Genomic DNA, 15,238 nt, shown 5'->3' with positions numbered 1-15,238 from the left:
GTCGCCTGCTTCGCGGGCTCGCCCGCTCCCACAGGTACCGTGCCAGCCTCTGGATCATGAGCCTGGCACAGGTGGGTTATGCGGCTTTGCGCCGGTTAGCCCCCAGCAGGTCCTGGTACCAGAGGCCGGCATCATAGGCGATGGTCACCAGGGTGGTCTCGACATACCGCGGGTGCTGGGCCATGCGCTGGGCAACCGCCAGACAGGCAGCGGCTGTATTACCGACGAAAATGCCACTCTGCATGTAGAACCAGCGCTGTGCGGCCAGCATTTCTGCATGGTGCACCTGGGCCCGCTCGTCCACCAGCGACCAGTCCATGAACGGCGGACAAACGCCCACGGCCATGCCTTCAAAACGATGATCGGCGAACACGCCAGCCCTCGAATCACAGCCATTGGGATCGACCAGTACCGTCGACACCTCGAAGCCATGGTCCTTCAGCCCCAGGGTGATACCCGTGAAACTGGCGCCAGTACCCGCACAGCCCACGAACAGTATCTGCCGCCCCGCCCCGGCGCTGGTCAGTTGCATGGCCAGTTCGCTGGCGGTCTGATAACGATGGGCCTCGATGCCTACCGGGTTGTTGAACTGGTCGGTGTAGAAGTATGACTTGCCCAGTGCGGCCTGATTATCCAGGTGATGCATCACCACGTCCTTGGGTGTGGCACCGGCCATCAGCATTTCCTTGCCAATCAGTCGGGCACCGAAACACTCCAGCAGATCCCGCTTGGTCTGGCTGAAACTCAGCCCGACCGCCAGCTCTACGGCGACCTGGTACTTATGACAAGCCGCCAGCAAGCCGAAGCCGAAACTGCCACCGGTCTTTTCGATGACGGTCGTCACCCCGGGAATGATGTCGCCCCTGCGCACGGCATGTTCGACGATCTGCCGCGCCGCCCGGTATTTGTGGCTACCGCCCGGGTTGTTCATTTCCAGCTTGGTGTAGATGCGATCGCTGACACTGATGAGCTCGCTCATTTGCGGCTACCTTCCATTGAAGTATGTAGGCCGGCCTTGTTCTGCAGCAGCCCGGCAGTGGCAACCAGCAGCCCCATGCAGAGGACCATGCAGATGGCATTGGTACCGTCCCAGCCGACCGAGCTCAGCAACAGCGAAGGGCTGAATGCGCCGATGGTGGCAAAAACGGCAATGGCCAGGTCGTTCTTGCCCTGCATCTGCATCGCAGCCGGGCTGTTCTGCAGTGACTGGGCCAGCAACGCACCTCCGCCTACATAAGTGAGGTTCCAGCCCAGTCCGAGGGCAATCAGTGCCAAGGTCATCATGGCGTAGCTGTGCGACCAGATATTCATCGCCGAGCAACCGATCAACAGGGCCAGGCCCGCGCAAATGGTGGTCTTGATACCCAGCCGCTGGATGATGGCGCCGGTGAAGAACGACGGGGCAAACATGGCGATCACATGCCACTGGATCGCCAGTCGGACGTCAGTGAAGTCCTCGTGCATGTGTTTCATGTGCATCGAGGCCTGGATCATCAGCAGGTTCATGATCCCGTAGCCCAGCGCAGCCACAGCCATTGCCACAACCACGCTCGGGCCTGCCGGCTCGGCACGGGTGCTTGCCGGTTTTGCTGTGCTGTTGACCGCGCTGGCCGTGCCCGCATCATTGGGCAGGCACAGGGCAATCAACAACGACAGCAGCGCCAGGCCGACAAACGCGGCGTAACACAGCGAAAACAGTGGGAAGCCGCCAACATCACGCAGCCACTCGGTAAGCGTCGGCCCGACCACAGCCGCGATGACCCCGCCAGCCACGACCAGCGAAAGCGCCTTGGGCTTCAAGGCCTGGGAAAGATTATCGGTCGCCGCGAACCGGTTGAAGTTGGCGAACGCGATGTATACACCCAATGCAGAGTGACTGAGGACCAGCGCAGGAAAATGCTCGTGCTCCACCGCCAGAAAGCCGCTGACGCCAGACAGCGCCAAGGGAATCGCACCCAGCATGAAAGCCTTTTTACGGCCGATGCGGCTCATCAGCCTGGAGACCGGATAGGTTGCCAACATCAGGCACAGAAACTGGAACCCGTACGGCACTGTGGACCATGCGGCGTCAGGCGCCAGCGAGGCCCCGACAATGGCGGCCATCGTCACCGACATCACGGCAGTCGTCAGGTTGATCGACTGTGCGGTGAAATACAGGTACGTGCGCCGCGGTAATGTGCTGTTCATAATGCGTGCTCGTGATAAGTGGACAGGTCGATTTCCGCCTCGGGGAACACGCAGATCAGCCGTTCCTTGCCTTTACCCAGCCGTTTGCGCTTGACGCCAAGGCGCCCGATGCGCCGCGGTGAATCGAGGTGGGTGCCACCGCAGGGGATTTCGATCCCGTTGTAGGTCCACAAACGTGCGTCTTCCAGGCCTTGAACCGCGTAGTGCTCGATGGGCGCATCGCAGCCGATCAGTTCATTCGCCCGCCGTTCTATTTCAAGTACGTCTTCAGCCGTGAACGCGTCCTCGACCAGAAAGTCGAAGCGTGCCGTGTCCTCTTTGATATGGCAGCCGATAGTCCATTGCTTCAGCTCTTCACGCAGCCCGATGGCGGCGGCATACAGGAAGTGGCTGGCACTGTGAGACAACGTCAGCCGTTCGCGCCGTTCAATATCGATAGTGACGCGAGCCGGCATGCCTGCGGTGACTTCATCCAGCAAGTGCAAATCATCAGGGTGCACATTGTGAATAATGATGCCGCCCAGTTTTCCGCCTTTGAAACCTTCCAGGCGAATAGGACTACCGTAGAGTTTTTTAACCCAGACGAATCGCACGGTACCCACCGGTAATTCAATCGTGCCGAAGTCCGCTTCCTGGCCGCCACCTTCCGGGTAGGCCACCGTGCTCAGCAACTCGATACCGTCACTGTGCACCCGCACTACTTGAGTATTCGCGCCCGCCAGGTACTGATCTTTGTAATACAGTTTTTCGGTATTTCTTAAAACTTCATAGTTAAGAGAGTTCATGCTTCCAATACCACCTGCAATGATGTTTTAACCTGTACCCGGGCAGCGGCCGGGACGTCTTTGGTAACAATGCATCCCGGCCCGATAAACGCGCCGTCACCCACATGAATAGCGCCCAGCACACTGGCGAAAGCGCCGATCTGTACCCGGTTACCCAACGTCGGATGCCTGGGGCTCGAGGGGTTGTCACTGATACCGCGGGCGCCCAGGGTTACACCGCCAAGCACGTAGCAATCGTCACCAATGGTCGATGTTTCACCAATGACGGTGCCCATGCCGTGATCGATGATGAAGCGCGCACCGATGCGGCTGCGGAAATGGATCTCCGCCCCCGACAGCATTTTTCCGCGCCGGGAGATCATGGCGGCCAGGCATTGGCCGCCGGCGCCGTAGATAGCGGCGCTATTGTTGTAGATCCAATGGGCAAGCCGATAATGCAAAACCGCAGAATAAGAGGTGTAGGTTTTTGCAATGAATACCAGGTCGCGGCCGGCAGCCGGATCTTTCATGGCAAATGCCTGCAAATCGGCATGTGCCTGTTCAGTCACACTTTCAATGACCGATGTTTCTTTCAGTGCTTCGAACTCGACGATTGAACAACACTCCAATAACGCCGAGGTCACAAGATTCTTTACAACTTTGAATGACTCCAGTTCGTCAGGGACAGGAAGCCTGGCAATGACGGCTGATTGCATGTCCATAGGGTGCATGGGCTTGATATCCAGTTGTCTGGTCTGCACAGACGCTATAAGTGCCGCCTTTGTTGGCAGCCGAAAGTTTCGACACAGGGATATTGGCATGTACTGGCCATTTGCAAACGAACAGTCGACAAGCATTTCCGTTAACTGTTAGGCTTTTTTTTCTAACGGTTTCGGACCTGCCATGATCCCCTGCAGCCTTCATCACCTGTTGAAACAACGCCTGGATGCAGGCGAGTGGTTGCCCGGGCAACGCATGCCCTCCATCCGCAAGCTGACCGCTGCAGTCGACTTCAGCTACCACGACGTCGTGTCGGCCTATGCCCAGCTGGTCAGCGAAGGCGTGTTGACGGCATCACCCGGCCGTGGCTACTTCGTCGCAAACCGGACGCGTCACACCGGCGTGATCCACGAACCCGAATGCATGGCCGGCGATCCGCTGTTCCGGCTGTTGCAGGGCGGCCAGCACTTCACCAAGCTAGGCAGCGGATGGCTGCCCCCGGCGTGGCGCGACACCGAACTGCTGGCCAAGGCAATTCGGCGCACGGCGCGGCTGGAGCAGAGCTCGCTGGCAGAATACGGCGACATCCAGGGCTACCTGCCCATGCGCAAACAGCTTTGCGTGCACATGAAACGGCTGACCCGTGTCGAAGCCCGCCCCAACCAGTTGCTGACCACACTGGGTGCCACTCAAGGCCTGGACTTGGTGGCACGGTTGCTGATCAAACCAGGCGACCACGTTTTCGTCGACGAGCCGGGCAACGGCAACCTGATCAAGCTGATCCAGCTGGCGGGCGGGCACGTCGTCGGCATTCGGCGGACCCAGGACGGGCCGGACGTGGAAGAAATGAGAAGCCACCTGGCCAGGCACAAGGTCAAGGCGTTTTTCTGCAACAGCACTTTCCACAACCCGACCGGCAGCAACATCAGCCCGCACAACGCCTTCAGCGTCCTGCGCCTGGCGGTGGAGCACGAGTTCTTCGTGGTCGAGGATGATGTGTATGGGGACTTCAGCCCCGCCGTGCGCCAGACCTTTGCCGAGCTGGACAACCTTGACCGGGTTATCTACATCGGCAGCTTCTCCAAGTGCCTGTCGGCATCGCTGCGCGTAGGGTTCATTGCCTGCTCGCAAGACCTGATCGAGCCGCTCACACGCCTTAAACTGCTGACCTGCGTTGCGGTCCCCGCGTTTTGCGAACGCTTCGTCAACACCATATTGTCAGATGGCACCTATGCCCGGCACATGAAGGACGTGCAGCAGCGTCTGATCCGCCAGCAAGTGCAAACCCAACGCTTGCTGCTCGAGCGCGGCTGGCAGTTCGATATTGCACCGCAAGGGGGGATGTTCCTCTGGGTCTATCACCCGGACCTGCCCGACCTGCAACCTTTCATGCGCAAACTGGAGCAGCACAAGATCCTGCTGATGCCCGGCTCTGCATTCGCGGTGAGCCGTGACTACCGACGCTACACGCGCATCAATTGCACGCATTTTTCCGACGCACTGGCTGAGCGCTTCGACGTTTGAGGCGCGCAATCAAATAAACCGACCTGGGACCTTGCATGGCGCCTGCGCGCTTACTACCTTAGCGCCTTTCCAAACCAGCCTCGCCTTGCAGGAGCCCTTGTCATGGCCGCCCCCGCCTTTCCTCACTTCCGCCTGCGGTTTGCAACCGCTGCCACCCTGCTCGGCATGCTCGGGCTGGCCGGCTGCCAGACGGGCGGCTACCAGGATAGCGTGCCACCAACCAGCGGCGTGCAGCCGCTCAAGGGCCTGGCGCAGAATGTTTCGGTACGGCGCAATGCCATGGGCGCGCCGCTTATCGAAAGCAGCAGCTTCCATGATGCGCTGTTCAGCCTGGGCTATGTGCACGCTGGCGACCGCATCGAACAGATGGTCGCCATGCGCCTGCTCGCCCAGGGCCGCCTGGCCGAACTGGCCGGCAGCGAGGCGCTGGATATCGACCGCCTCATGCGCGCCGCCAACCTCAAGCAGAGTGCCGCCCAGCAGTACGCCGACGCATCGCCAAGGCTCAAGCGCTTCTTCGAAGTGTATGCGCGCGGGGTCAACGCCTACCTGTTCCGCTACCGCGACAAGCTGCCAGCAGGCCTGGCCAGTAGTGGCTATCGCCCCGAATACTGGAAGCCTGAAGACTCGGCGCTGGTCTTCTGCCTGTACGCGTTCAGCCAGTCGGTTAACCTGCACGAGGAACTCAGCGCCCTGACCCTGGCGCAGAAAGTGGGTAGCGACAAGCTCGCCTGGTTGCTGCCCGGAGCCCCGGACGAGCCGTTGGCCGAAATGGAAGTGGACAAGCTCAAGGGGCTGAACCTTGCCAGCCAGTTGCCGGGGCTGCCGGCCCTGGTGGCTGCCAGCCAGAAGCTCGCCGACCTCGACCTGCTCGGTAGCCCGGGGTCGGCCAACCTGGCCCTGGGCCCGCAGCGCAGCCGCAGCGGCAAAAGCCTGCTGGCCAGCGACAGCCGCGCCGGCTGGGCCTTGAGCCCGGTACAGATCAATACCAGCAAGTACCAGGTTGCCGGCCTGTCCTTGCCCGGCCTGCCGATCGTGCTGGCCGGCTACAATGGCAAGCTGGCCTGGAGCAGCAGCGCGGTGATGGCCGACAATCAGGACGTGTTCCTCGAGCAGTTGCGCCACCAGGGCAATCAGTTGAGCTACCTGGCCGACGGTAAATGGCTGCCGGCCCGTACCCGTAACGAAACCTTCTTTGTCCGTGGCCAGCGCCCCGTGCGCGAAGTGATGTACGACACCCGCCACGGCACCCTGCTGGCCCAGCCAGAAAACGCCAGCCTGGGCCTGGCGCTGAACCTGCCACAGTTCGAAGGTGATCGCAGCCTGGATGCGCTGTTCGACCTGACGCGGGCCAAGAACCTGGAGCGGGCCTTCGACAGCACCCGGGAAGTGACCGCTGCTGCCGTCAACTTCGTTTTCGCCGAGCCTGAGCACATCGGCTGGCAAGTCAGTGGCCGCTACCCCAATCGCCGCGAAGGCCAGGGCTTGCTGCCCTCGCCGGGCTGGGACGGGCGTTACGACTGGGATGGCTATGCCGACCCGATGCTGCACCCATACGACCAGGACCCACCCGCGGGCTGGATCGGCCATGCCAACCAGCGCAGCCTGCCGCGCGGCTATGGCATGCAGCTGTCCAGCACCTGGTACTACCCCGAACGTGCCGAACGCCTGGCACAGCTGGCCGGCAACGGCCGCCACGACAGTCGCAGCCTGATTGCCCTGCAGAATGACCAGGTGACCTTGCTGGCCAACAAGCTCAAGCAGATGTTCGACGCCCCCGGCATGGCCCAGCCTCTGAAGCAGGCGATCGACGCCCTCCCCGCCGGGCAGCGCGACAAGGCCCGCGACACGCTGGCCCGGCTCAAGGCCTTCGATGGCCGCCTGAGCCCGGTGTCGGCCGATGCCGCGCTGTACGAGTTGTTCTTGCAGGAGGTCGCTCGCCAGACCTTCCTCGATGACCTGGGCCCGGAGGCCGGCCCGGCGTGGCAGGCGTTCGTCAGCAATGCACGTTTGTCGTTCTCGGCGCAGGCCGATCACCTGCTGGGCCGCGATGACAGCCCTTTCTGGGATGACCGCACCACGCCGCAAAAAGAAGACAAACCCACCATCCTCGCCCGCAGCCTGGCAGGTGCAATGGAGGCCGGTATCGCGCAACTGGGTGCCGACCGACGCACCTGGCAGTGGGGCAAGCTGCACCAGTACCGCTGGCCGGCACCGGCCTACCATGGCCTGGGCGATGCGATCAGCCGTGCGCCGCTTGCCGCAGGCGGCGACTTCACTACTCTGGCCCTTACACCATTCGCCTGGGGTAGCGACTTCGACACTCGCCTGCCAGCCTCGGCACGGATGATCGTCGACTTCGGCCAGGCCGAGCCCTTGCAGATACTGACCAGCAGCGGCCAGTCCGGCAACCCGGCCAGCGCGCATTACCGCGACGGGCTGGATGCCTGGTTCAAAGGGCGCTTCATGAGCCTGCCACTGCAACAGCAGAACTTCGGCAGGGCGTATGGCAACCAGCGGCTCACATTGGTACCGGGGCGATAAGGGCGCGCTTGAGGGAAGCCCGAGGGGGCCTGGAGAACTTTTTCAGCGGCCCCCTCCACATCCATCCGAACTAACGCCTTGCACCACAAATCCTAACGGGTAAGCCCAGAACTAGTGCCCGTGCCATGGACCTTGTCATCGCCCGCCCCGAAGGCCTGTACTGCCCGCCCGGAGATTTCTACATCGACCCCTGGCGGCCCGTGGACCGGGCTGTCATTACCCACGGCCACGGCGACCACGCACGCACCGGCAATGGCCATTACCTGACCGCCAGCCCCGGTGCCGGCATTCTGCGCAGCCGCCTGGGCCAGGACATCAATTTGCAGACCCTGCCCTACGGTGAGCGCCTGCTGCACCACGGTGTGACGTTGAGCCTGCACCCGGCCGGGCATGTGCTGGGTTCGGCGCAGGTGCGCATGGAGTACCAAGGTGAAGTCTGGGTTGCATCCGGTGACTACAAGGTAGAACCCGATGGCACCTGTGCGCCCTTCGAACCAGTGGCGTGCCACACCTTCATCACCGAATCGACCTTCGGCCTGCCGATCTACCGCTGGCCAAGCCAAAGCGAGATCTTCGCCGGCATCAATGCCTGGTGGCGGGCCAACAGTGAACAGGGCAAGGCCAGCGTGCTGTTCTGCTATGCCTTCGGGAAGGCCCAGCGGATTCTGCATGGGCTGGATGCCAGCATTGGCCCGATCCTCGTACATGGCGCCATGGAGCCGCTCAACCGGGTGTACCGGGATGCCGGCATCCGCCTGCCGGAAACCCGCTACGCAGGCGATATTCCGCGCAACGATCCACTGCTGCGCCAGGCACTGGTCCTGGCGCCCCCATCAGCCAGCGGCAGCAGCTGGATGCGCCGTTTTGGCGATTACAGTGATGCCTTCGCCAGCGGCTGGATGCTGCTACGCGGCGCCCGCCGGCGGCGCGGCGTGGACCGGGGCTTTGTGCTGTCCGACCACGCCGACTGGCCTGGCCTGCTCTGGGCCATTGGCCAGACCGGTGCCCAACGGGTGATGGTCACCCACGGCTCGGTCGAGGTACTGGTGCGCTACCTCACCGAACAAGGCCTGGATGCCCGCGCCTTCGTCACCGAGTATGGCGACGAAGACGATGTGCCCAACACCGCCCCCTCGCCATGAAAGCCTTCGCTACGCTGTTCCTGCGCCTGGACGCGACCACCTCCAGCAATGCCAAGCTCGAGGCACTGCGGGACTATTTCGACATGGCGCCCGCCGACGATGCTGCCTGGGCGGTGTATTTCCTGGCCGGCGGGCGCCCACGCCAGCTGGTGCCCACCCGCCTTCTACGTGAACTGGCAACGACGCTGGCTGGCCTGCCGGACTGGCTTTTCGAAGAAAGCTATCAGGCCGTGGGCGACCTGGCCGAGACCATTTCGCTGCTGCTGCCGCTGCACGCCGATGGCAGCGAGGAAGGCCTGGCTACCTGGGTGGAACAGCACTTGCTGCCCCTGCGCGGCCTGCCGCCTGAGCAAGTCAGGCTGCGCCTGCCACCGCTCTGGGCGCGGTTGGACCGCGCCAGCCTGATGCTGTGCCTGAAGCTGATCACTGGCAGCTTTCGCGTGGGCGTGTCAAAGCTGCTGGTCACTCGCGCCTTGGCGCAACTGGCCGGGCTAGATGCCAAACGCGTGGCCCAGCGCCTGGTCGGCTACACCGATACAGGCCATCGCCCTACTGCAGCCAGCTACCAGAGGCTGATCGCTCCAGAGTCCGCCGATGAACACAGCCAGCGCGGCGGCCAGCCCTACCCCTTCTTCCTGGCCCATCCGCTGCAAGTGTCCAGCGATCAATTCGATACCCTGCTCGGTCCACCAAGCGATTGGCAAATCGAGTGGAAGTGGGACGGCATTCGGGCGCAGGTGGTGAAGCGCGATGGCCAGCTGTGGGTGTGGTCGCGCGGCGAAGAACTGGTTACCGAGCGTTTCCCCGAACTGCATGGTCTGGCACAGACGTTGCCCGATGGCGTGGTGCTCGATGGCGAGATTCTGGTCTGGAAACCCGGTGAAACCGAGGCGGAACTGGCCGTGCAGCCTTTCGCCTTGCTGCAACAGCGCATCGGTCGCAAAACGCTGGGCAAAAAGCTGCTGAACGATGCGCCGGTGGTGTTGCAGGCCTACGACCTGTTGGAGTGGCAGGGCGATGACTGGCGCAGCCGCCCGCAGCACGAACGCCGAAGCCAGCTGGAACGCCTGGTGGATGAACACCCACTTGCCCCCGTGCTGTTGTCGCCTTTGCTGCAAGGCCCGGACTGGACCGACCTTGCCCGCCAGCGCGAGCAATCGCGCAGCCTGGGGGTGGAGGGCTTGATGCTGAAGCAGCGCGAGGCCCTTTACGGTGTGGGGCGCACCAAGGACATGGGCATTTGGTGGAAGTGGAAGATCGACCCGTTCAGCGTCGATGCGGTGCTGATTTATGCCCAACGCGGCCACGGCCGCCGGGCCAGCCTGTACAGCGACTACACCTTTGCCGTATGGGATGCACCGGCAGGTACACCTGGTCGTGCGCTGGTGCCCTTTGCCAAGGCCTATTCGGGGCTCAGTGACGAAGAAATGCGCAAGGTCGACGCCATCATCCGCAAGACCACGGTGGAAACGTTCGGCCCGGTACGCAGCGTGACGCCAACGCTGGTGTTCGAGCTGGGTTTCGAAGGCATCGCCCTGTCCCGGCGCCACAAAAGCGGTATCGCCGTGCGCTTTCCGCGCATGCTGCGCTGGCGGCTGGACAAGCCGGTGGAGGAGGCAGATGACCTGGCCACCTTGCAGGCGCTACTGGCCTGAAAAAGTTTGCGATGTCCGACTGCTGCAGGATGAGGCGCATTCGCTGAAACTATGCTTCTATTTTTGAGCCGACCCGTGTCGCAGACCGTTTTCGCCACGCAGCCAGGACCAACATGCACCATTCAACCCATGACCTGCTCTCCCCCGTACCGGGCATCACCCGCCAACTGCACAGTTTCCACTTCGGCCCCCGCAGTGGTGGCAAAGTCTATATACAGGCCTCGCTGCATGCCGACGAGCTGCCGGGCATGCTGGTAGCCTGGCACCTCAAGCGCCGTCTGGCCGAGCTGGAACAGCAGGGCCGACTGCAGCGCGAGATCATTCTGGTCCCGGTGGCCAACCCGACGGGCCTGGAGCAAGTGCTGCTGGACGCACCATTGGGGCGTTTTGAACTGCAAAGCGGCGAGAACTTCAATCGCAACTTCGTCGACCTGTCGGACAGCATCGGCGACGAGATCGAAGAACACCTCACCCAGGACCCACAGCACAACCTTGCACTGATCCGCGAATACCTGCGCCGAGGCCTGGACGCACACCCGGCCCGCACCCCTCTGCAGGCCCAGCGCCTGATACTGCAGCGCCTGGCCTGCGATGCCGATATGGTGCTGGACCTGCACTGCGATTTCGAAGCGGTCGAGCACCTGTACACCACACCCGATGCCTGGCCCCAGATCGAACCCTTGGCCCGTTACCTGGGTGCCCAGGCCAGCCTGCTGGCAACCGACTCGGGCGGGCAGTCGTTCGATGAATGCTTCAGCCTGGTCTGGTGGCAATTGCAGCAGCGTTTCGGCAAACGCTTTCCGATTCCGCTGGGCTGCTGCTCGGTAACCGTCGAGCTGCGTGGTCAGGCGGATGTCAGCCATGACCTTGCCAGCCAGGACTGCCAGGCGATCCTCGACTTCCTGACCCACGCCGGCGTCATCGAAGGCACCAGTGCCGCCCTGCCCGCACTGTTACGCCACGCCACGCCGTTGGCCGCGGTGGAACCCGTGGCAACGCCACTGGGTGGGTTGCTGGTTTATCACGCCAAACCCGGCCAGCACCTGGAGGCCGGCCAATTGATCGCCGAAGTCATCGACCCGCTCAGTGACCGAGTTACCGCCCTGCGCAACAGCCAGCCAGGCCTGCTGTATGCGCGTAGCGTACGGCGCATGGCCACGGCTGGCATGGTCATCGCCCATGTGGCCGGCGAACAGGTATGCCGCAGCGGCTACCTGTTGGCCAATTGATCCGGTAAAACCATTGCAGCCGGCAGGTGGTCTGTAGAAGCACAGCCTTCGGAGGGCCATCTGCCTCATGCCTGCTGCTACCGACCTCGCCAATGCCTGGTTTGCCAAGCGCGGCTGGAAGCCCTTCGCTTTCCAGCGGCGCGTATGGGCTGCCGTCGCACGGGGCGAGTCCGGTTTGCTGCATGCCAGTACCGGTGCAGGCAAGACCTACGCGGTATGGCTCGCTGCGCTACGTGCGTTCAAGGCTGGGCCGCAAGGCCGCCAGCCAGCGCCCTTACAGGTGGTGTGGGTGACGCCCATGCGTGCCTTGGCCGCCGACACCGCACGTGCGTTGCAAGCGCCGCTCGATGAGCTCGAGCTGCCGTGGAGCGTGGGGGTGCGCAGCGGCGACACCAACAATGCCGAACGCGCCCGACAGGCCCGGCGGCTACCCAGTGTGCTGATCACCACCCCCGAAAGCCTGACCCTGCTGCTGACCCGGGCACAGGCACATGAGGATTTCGCCACGCTGCAACTGGTGGTAGTGGACGAATGGCACGAGCTGCTTGGCAACAAGCGCGGGGTACAACTGCAGCTGGCCTTGGCGCGCCTGCGGCATTGGCACCCAGGCCTACCGACCTGGGGCTTGTCGGCAACGCTCGGCAACCTGCAACACGCACTGGATGTCTTGCTACCGCAGGGCGGCCTGCTGGTGCAAGGCCGGCAAGACAAGGCGCTGCAAGTCGACACCCTGCTGCCAGCAGTGATCGAGCGCTTCCCTTGGGCTGGGCACATGGGCCTGAAGATGCTCGACCAGGTCTGTCACGAGATCGACGCCAGTGCCAGTAGCCTGGTGTTCACCAACACCCGTGCCCAGGCCGAAGTCTGGTATCAGGCCCTGCTTGAGGCCCGCCCGGACTGGGCCGGGCTGATCGCCCTGCACCACGCCTCGCTGGCCCGCGATACCCGCGACTGGGTCGAGCGCAGCCTCAAGCAAGGCAGCCTGAAGGCGGTAATCTGCACGTCCAGCCTGGACTTGGGCGTGGACTTTCTGCCAGTGGAACGGGTGCTGCAGATCGGCTCGGCCAAGGGCATCGCCCGCCTGATGCAGCGGGCGGGTCGCTCAGGACACGCGCCTGGGCGGCGCTCCAGGGTCACCCTGGTGCCCACCCATAGCCTGGAACTGGTGGAAGCGGCGGCGGCCCGGCAGGCACTGACAGCCGGCCACATCGAAGCTCGTTTTTCACCGCGCCTGTGCATGGACGTGCTGGTACAGCATCTGGTCAGTATGGCCTTGGGCAGTGGCTTTCGCCCGGAGCAACTGCTCGCCGAAGTGCGCAGCACCTGGGCCTTTCGCGAGTTGCGCGACAACCAATGGCAATGGGCGCTGGATTTCGTCTGCCACGGCGGCAGCTCACTGACCGCCTACCCGGACTACCAGCGCGTCGAGCGTCAGGCCGACGGTGTTTATCGGGTTACCAGCGAACGCTTGGCACGGCGCCACCGTATGGGCATCGGCACCATCGTCAGCGATGCCAACCTGCAATTGAAATACTGGAGCAAGGGCGGCGGGGGGAAAACGCTGGGCAGTGTTGAAGAAGCGTTCATCGCTCGCCTGCGCCCCGGCGATACACTGGTGTTTGCCGGGCGGGTACTGGAGTTGGTGCGTGTGGAAAACATGACCGCCTATGTGCGTCGCAGCACCGCGCGCAAGGCCGCTGTGGCGCGCTGGAACGGCGGGCGCATGCCGCTCTCGAGCGAGCTGGCCGAGGCGCTGGTCGAGCAGCTCGATGCTGCAGCCCATGAACGCTTTGACGGGCCGGAAATGCGCGCAGTACGCCCACTGCTTGGGCTTCAGGCACAGTGGTCAGCCTTGCCCACCACAGGCACACTGCTGGCCGAGACCTTCAAGTCCCGTCAGGGCTGGCATCTGTTCCTGTACCCCTTTGCCGGGCGCATGGCCAACCTGGGCTTGGCCAATCTGATTGCCTGGCGGGTCAGCCGCGCACAACCGCTGTCGGTGTCGATTGCCGTCAATGACTACGGCTTCGAACTCCTCAGCCCTGCCAAGGTGGACTGGGCCACGCACCTGCCGCAAGCGCTCGGCACCGGGCATCTGCTGGAAGATGTGCTGGCCAGCCTGAATGCCGGGGAAATGGCACTGCGGCGCTTTCGGGAAATTGCCCAGATTGCCGGCCTGGTGTTTGGCGGCTATCCCGCCGCGCAGAAGAGTACGCGGCAGATCCAGGCCTCCAGCGGCCTGTTCTATGAGGTGTTTCGCAAACACGACGCAGGGAACTTGCTGCTTGGCCAGGCGCGGGATGAAGTATTGAGCGAAGAGCTGGAAATCGAGCGGCTACGTCGGCAATTGCTAAAAATGAGCGCGTTGCAACTGGACCTGCGGGCGTTGAAGCGGCCAGGGCCACTGGCGTTTGCCTTGCTGGTGGAAGGCATGCGCGAGACGTTGAGCACCGAGAAGCTGGCAGACCGGATTGCGCGGATGGTGGCGGACCTGGAGCAAGCGGCGGACGCGGAATGAATTACCAACCCATCGAACACTGTGGTCAGGTGCTCTGGCTGCTCGCCGACAAAGCCGTCTACTGGCCCGCCCGCCGGGCCCTGCTGGTGGCCGACGTGCACATCGGAAAGGCCGCCAGCTACCGTGCCCTGCATCAACCGGTGCCACGCGGAACGACTGAGGCGACACTCGCCCGGCTCGATAGCTTGCTGGCCGCGCATGACTGTGAGCAACTGATCATCCTGGGCGACTTTCTGCATGCCCGCACGGCCCGTGCACCGGCAACGCTGGCCAAAGTGGATGATTGGCGCAAGCGGCACAAAGAACTGAAAATAGTGCTCATACGCGGCAATCATGACCGCAACGCCGGCGATCCACCCGCCTCGCTCGATATTCAGGTCGTGGACGAGCCGTGGGTTCTGGAGCCCTTTGCCCTGCAGCACGAGCCGCAGCTCCACCACACACACCCGGTACTGGCGGGCCACGTACACCCAGTCTTCGTCCTGCGAGGCAAGGCCCGTCAGCGCCTGCGCCTGCCTTGCTTCCTGATCGATGAGCAGGTCAGCCTGCTACCTGCATTCGGTGAGTTCACCGGAGGGTGGGAAATAACGCCCGCCAGCGCCAGCCGCGTGTACCTGGCTGGCGCTGACCGCGTCTGGACGCTGTAGCGACGCTCAGGCAACAGGGGCGGGAGGCGCCTCGTCCGGCAAGGTCGGCTCGCCTGGCTCCATGGGTGGCGTCTCACCGGGCTCTGGCGGTTGTGGAGTATCGGGGTCAGGTTGATGAGGCACGCCCCCCGCCTGCATGGGCAGCGGGTGCGCCAGCAGTGACCAGGGCAACAACCCTACGTGATTGGGCTGCAGGCCTGCCAGCTTGGCACTGATTGCGGGATGGAGTTTCATTGGCTGCTCCTGACGAAAGCCGATGCACATCATGCACACCGGCGTTACTTCGTTGGAGTGCCAAAGGCGCGGGT

Annotated in this window: 12 protein-coding genes; 7 read left to right on the top strand and 5 right to left on the bottom strand. The window is 63.1% G+C overall.

Features of this window, described 5'->3' with window-relative positions; genetic code table 11:
• Positions 1 to 76 precede the first annotated feature (76 nt).
• Genes GST84_05975 through GST84_05960 form a run of 4 tightly spaced genes read right to left on the bottom strand, consistent with a single transcriptional unit; the run spans position 77 to position 3,673 of the window.
• A complete protein-coding gene (locus GST84_05975; protein XGB11933.1) occupies positions 77 to 979 on the bottom strand; it encodes a pyridoxal-phosphate dependent enzyme in 903 nt (300 codons plus the stop codon).
• Entirely contained in the window at positions 976 to 2,187 is a 1,212-nt protein-coding gene (locus tag GST84_05970) for an MFS transporter (protein XGB11932.1), read from the bottom strand. Before GST84_05970 ends, GST84_05975 begins: the two co-directional genes overlap by 4 nt.
• Positions 2,184 to 2,972 carry an alanyl-tRNA editing protein gene (locus GST84_05965; GenBank protein ID XGB11931.1) on the bottom strand — a complete coding sequence of 263 codons (789 nt, stop codon included), beginning with the start codon at positions 2,970 to 2,972 and terminating at the stop codon, positions 2,184 to 2,186. The genes GST84_05970 and GST84_05965 overlap by 4 nt, the downstream gene beginning before the upstream one ends.
• Positions 2,969 to 3,673, bottom strand: coding sequence for a serine acetyltransferase (locus GST84_05960; GenBank protein XGB15714.1), 705 nt, complete (start codon positions 3,671 to 3,673; stop codon positions 2,969 to 2,971). The genes GST84_05965 and GST84_05960 overlap by 4 nt, the downstream gene beginning before the upstream one ends.
• A 181-nt stretch (positions 3,674 to 3,854) precedes the next feature.
• Between GST84_05960 and GST84_05955 the strand changes: the two genes are divergently transcribed.
• From GST84_05955 to pdeM, 7 genes are all read left to right on the top strand, one after another.
• Positions 3,855 to 5,195, top strand: a complete 1,341-nt coding sequence (locus GST84_05955) for an aminotransferase class I/II-fold pyridoxal phosphate-dependent enzyme (GenBank protein ID XGB11930.1) — start codon at positions 3,855 to 3,857, stop codon at positions 5,193 to 5,195.
• 102 nt (positions 5,196 to 5,297) lie between these two features.
• Positions 5,298 to 7,739 (top strand): penicillin acylase family protein, encoded by a 2,442-nt coding sequence (locus GST84_05950; GenBank protein ID XGB11929.1) that lies wholly within the window; start codon positions 5,298 to 5,300, stop codon positions 7,737 to 7,739.
• A gap of 125 nt (positions 7,740 to 7,864) precedes the next feature.
• Entirely contained in the window at positions 7,865 to 8,881 is a 1,017-nt protein-coding gene (locus tag GST84_05945) for a ligase-associated DNA damage response exonuclease (protein XGB11928.1), read from the top strand.
• On the top strand, positions 8,878 to 10,536 hold the full coding sequence (locus tag GST84_05940; protein ID XGB11927.1) for an ATP-dependent DNA ligase: 1,659 nt from the start codon (positions 8,878 to 8,880) through the stop codon (positions 10,534 to 10,536). The genes GST84_05945 and GST84_05940 overlap by 4 nt, the downstream gene beginning before the upstream one ends.
• A 113-nt stretch (positions 10,537 to 10,649) precedes the next feature.
• Positions 10,650 to 11,765: a succinylglutamate desuccinylase gene (locus GST84_05935; protein XGB11926.1), complete on the top strand. Its 1,116-nt coding sequence runs from the start codon at positions 10,650 to 10,652 to the stop codon at positions 11,763 to 11,765.
• A gap of 67 nt (positions 11,766 to 11,832) precedes the next feature.
• Positions 11,833 to 14,283 (top strand): ligase-associated DNA damage response DEXH box helicase, encoded by a 2,451-nt coding sequence (locus GST84_05930; GenBank protein ID XGB11925.1) that lies wholly within the window; start codon positions 11,833 to 11,835, stop codon positions 14,281 to 14,283.
• Complete coding sequence (gene pdeM, locus GST84_05925) at positions 14,280 to 14,930, top strand: ligase-associated DNA damage response endonuclease PdeM (protein ID XGB11924.1); 651 nt, start codon at positions 14,280 to 14,282, stop codon at positions 14,928 to 14,930. The genes GST84_05930 and pdeM overlap by 4 nt, the downstream gene beginning before the upstream one ends.
• Positions 14,931 to 14,936: 6 nt before the next feature.
• Here the strand turns inward: pdeM and GST84_05920 are convergent, their stop codons facing one another.
• Positions 14,937 to 15,164, bottom strand: coding sequence for a hypothetical protein (locus GST84_05920; protein ID XGB11923.1), 228 nt, complete (start codon positions 15,162 to 15,164; stop codon positions 14,937 to 14,939).
• Positions 15,165 to 15,238 lie beyond the last annotated feature (74 nt).

Origin of the sequence: Pseudomonas putida (assembly GCA_041879295.1) — a bacterium.
In the GTDB taxonomy this organism is placed as follows: domain Bacteria; phylum Pseudomonadota; class Gammaproteobacteria; order Pseudomonadales; family Pseudomonadaceae; genus Aquipseudomonas; species Aquipseudomonas putida_Y.
Note: the sequence above shows the minus strand (reverse complement) of the source record. Positions and strands in the feature narration are given on the sequence as shown.

What these genes read in the sequence shown, in the direction of transcription:
- GST84_05975 (XGB11933.1), bottom strand. Translation starts at nt 979, where the DNA reads ATGAGCGAGCTCATCAGTGTCAGCGATCGCATCTACACCAAGCTGGAA.
- GST84_05970 (XGB11932.1), bottom strand. Translation starts at nt 2,187, where the DNA reads ATGAACAGCACATTACCGCGGCGCACGTACCTGTATTTCACCGCACAG.
- GST84_05965 (XGB11931.1), bottom strand. Translation starts at nt 2,972, where the DNA reads ATGAACTCTCTTAACTATGAAGTTTTAAGAAATACCGAAAAACTGTAT.
- GST84_05960 (XGB15714.1), bottom strand. Translation starts at nt 3,673, where the DNA reads ATGGACATGCAATCAGCCGTCATTGCCAGGCTTCCTGTCCCTGACGAA.
- GST84_05955 (XGB11930.1), top strand. Translation starts at nt 3,855, where the DNA reads ATGATCCCCTGCAGCCTTCATCACCTGTTGAAACAACGCCTGGATGCA.
- GST84_05950 (XGB11929.1), top strand. Translation starts at nt 5,298, where the DNA reads ATGGCCGCCCCCGCCTTTCCTCACTTCCGCCTGCGGTTTGCAACCGCT.
- GST84_05945 (XGB11928.1), top strand. Translation starts at nt 7,865, where the DNA reads ATGGACCTTGTCATCGCCCGCCCCGAAGGCCTGTACTGCCCGCCCGGA.
- GST84_05940 (XGB11927.1), top strand. Translation starts at nt 8,878, where the DNA reads ATGAAAGCCTTCGCTACGCTGTTCCTGCGCCTGGACGCGACCACCTCC.
- GST84_05935 (XGB11926.1), top strand. Translation starts at nt 10,650, where the DNA reads ATGCACCATTCAACCCATGACCTGCTCTCCCCCGTACCGGGCATCACC.
- GST84_05930 (XGB11925.1), top strand. Translation starts at nt 11,833, where the DNA reads ATGCCTGCTGCTACCGACCTCGCCAATGCCTGGTTTGCCAAGCGCGGC.
- pdeM (XGB11924.1), top strand. Translation starts at nt 14,280, where the DNA reads ATGAATTACCAACCCATCGAACACTGTGGTCAGGTGCTCTGGCTGCTC.
- GST84_05920 (XGB11923.1), bottom strand. Translation starts at nt 15,164, where the DNA reads ATGAAACTCCATCCCGCAATCAGTGCCAAGCTGGCAGGCCTGCAGCCC.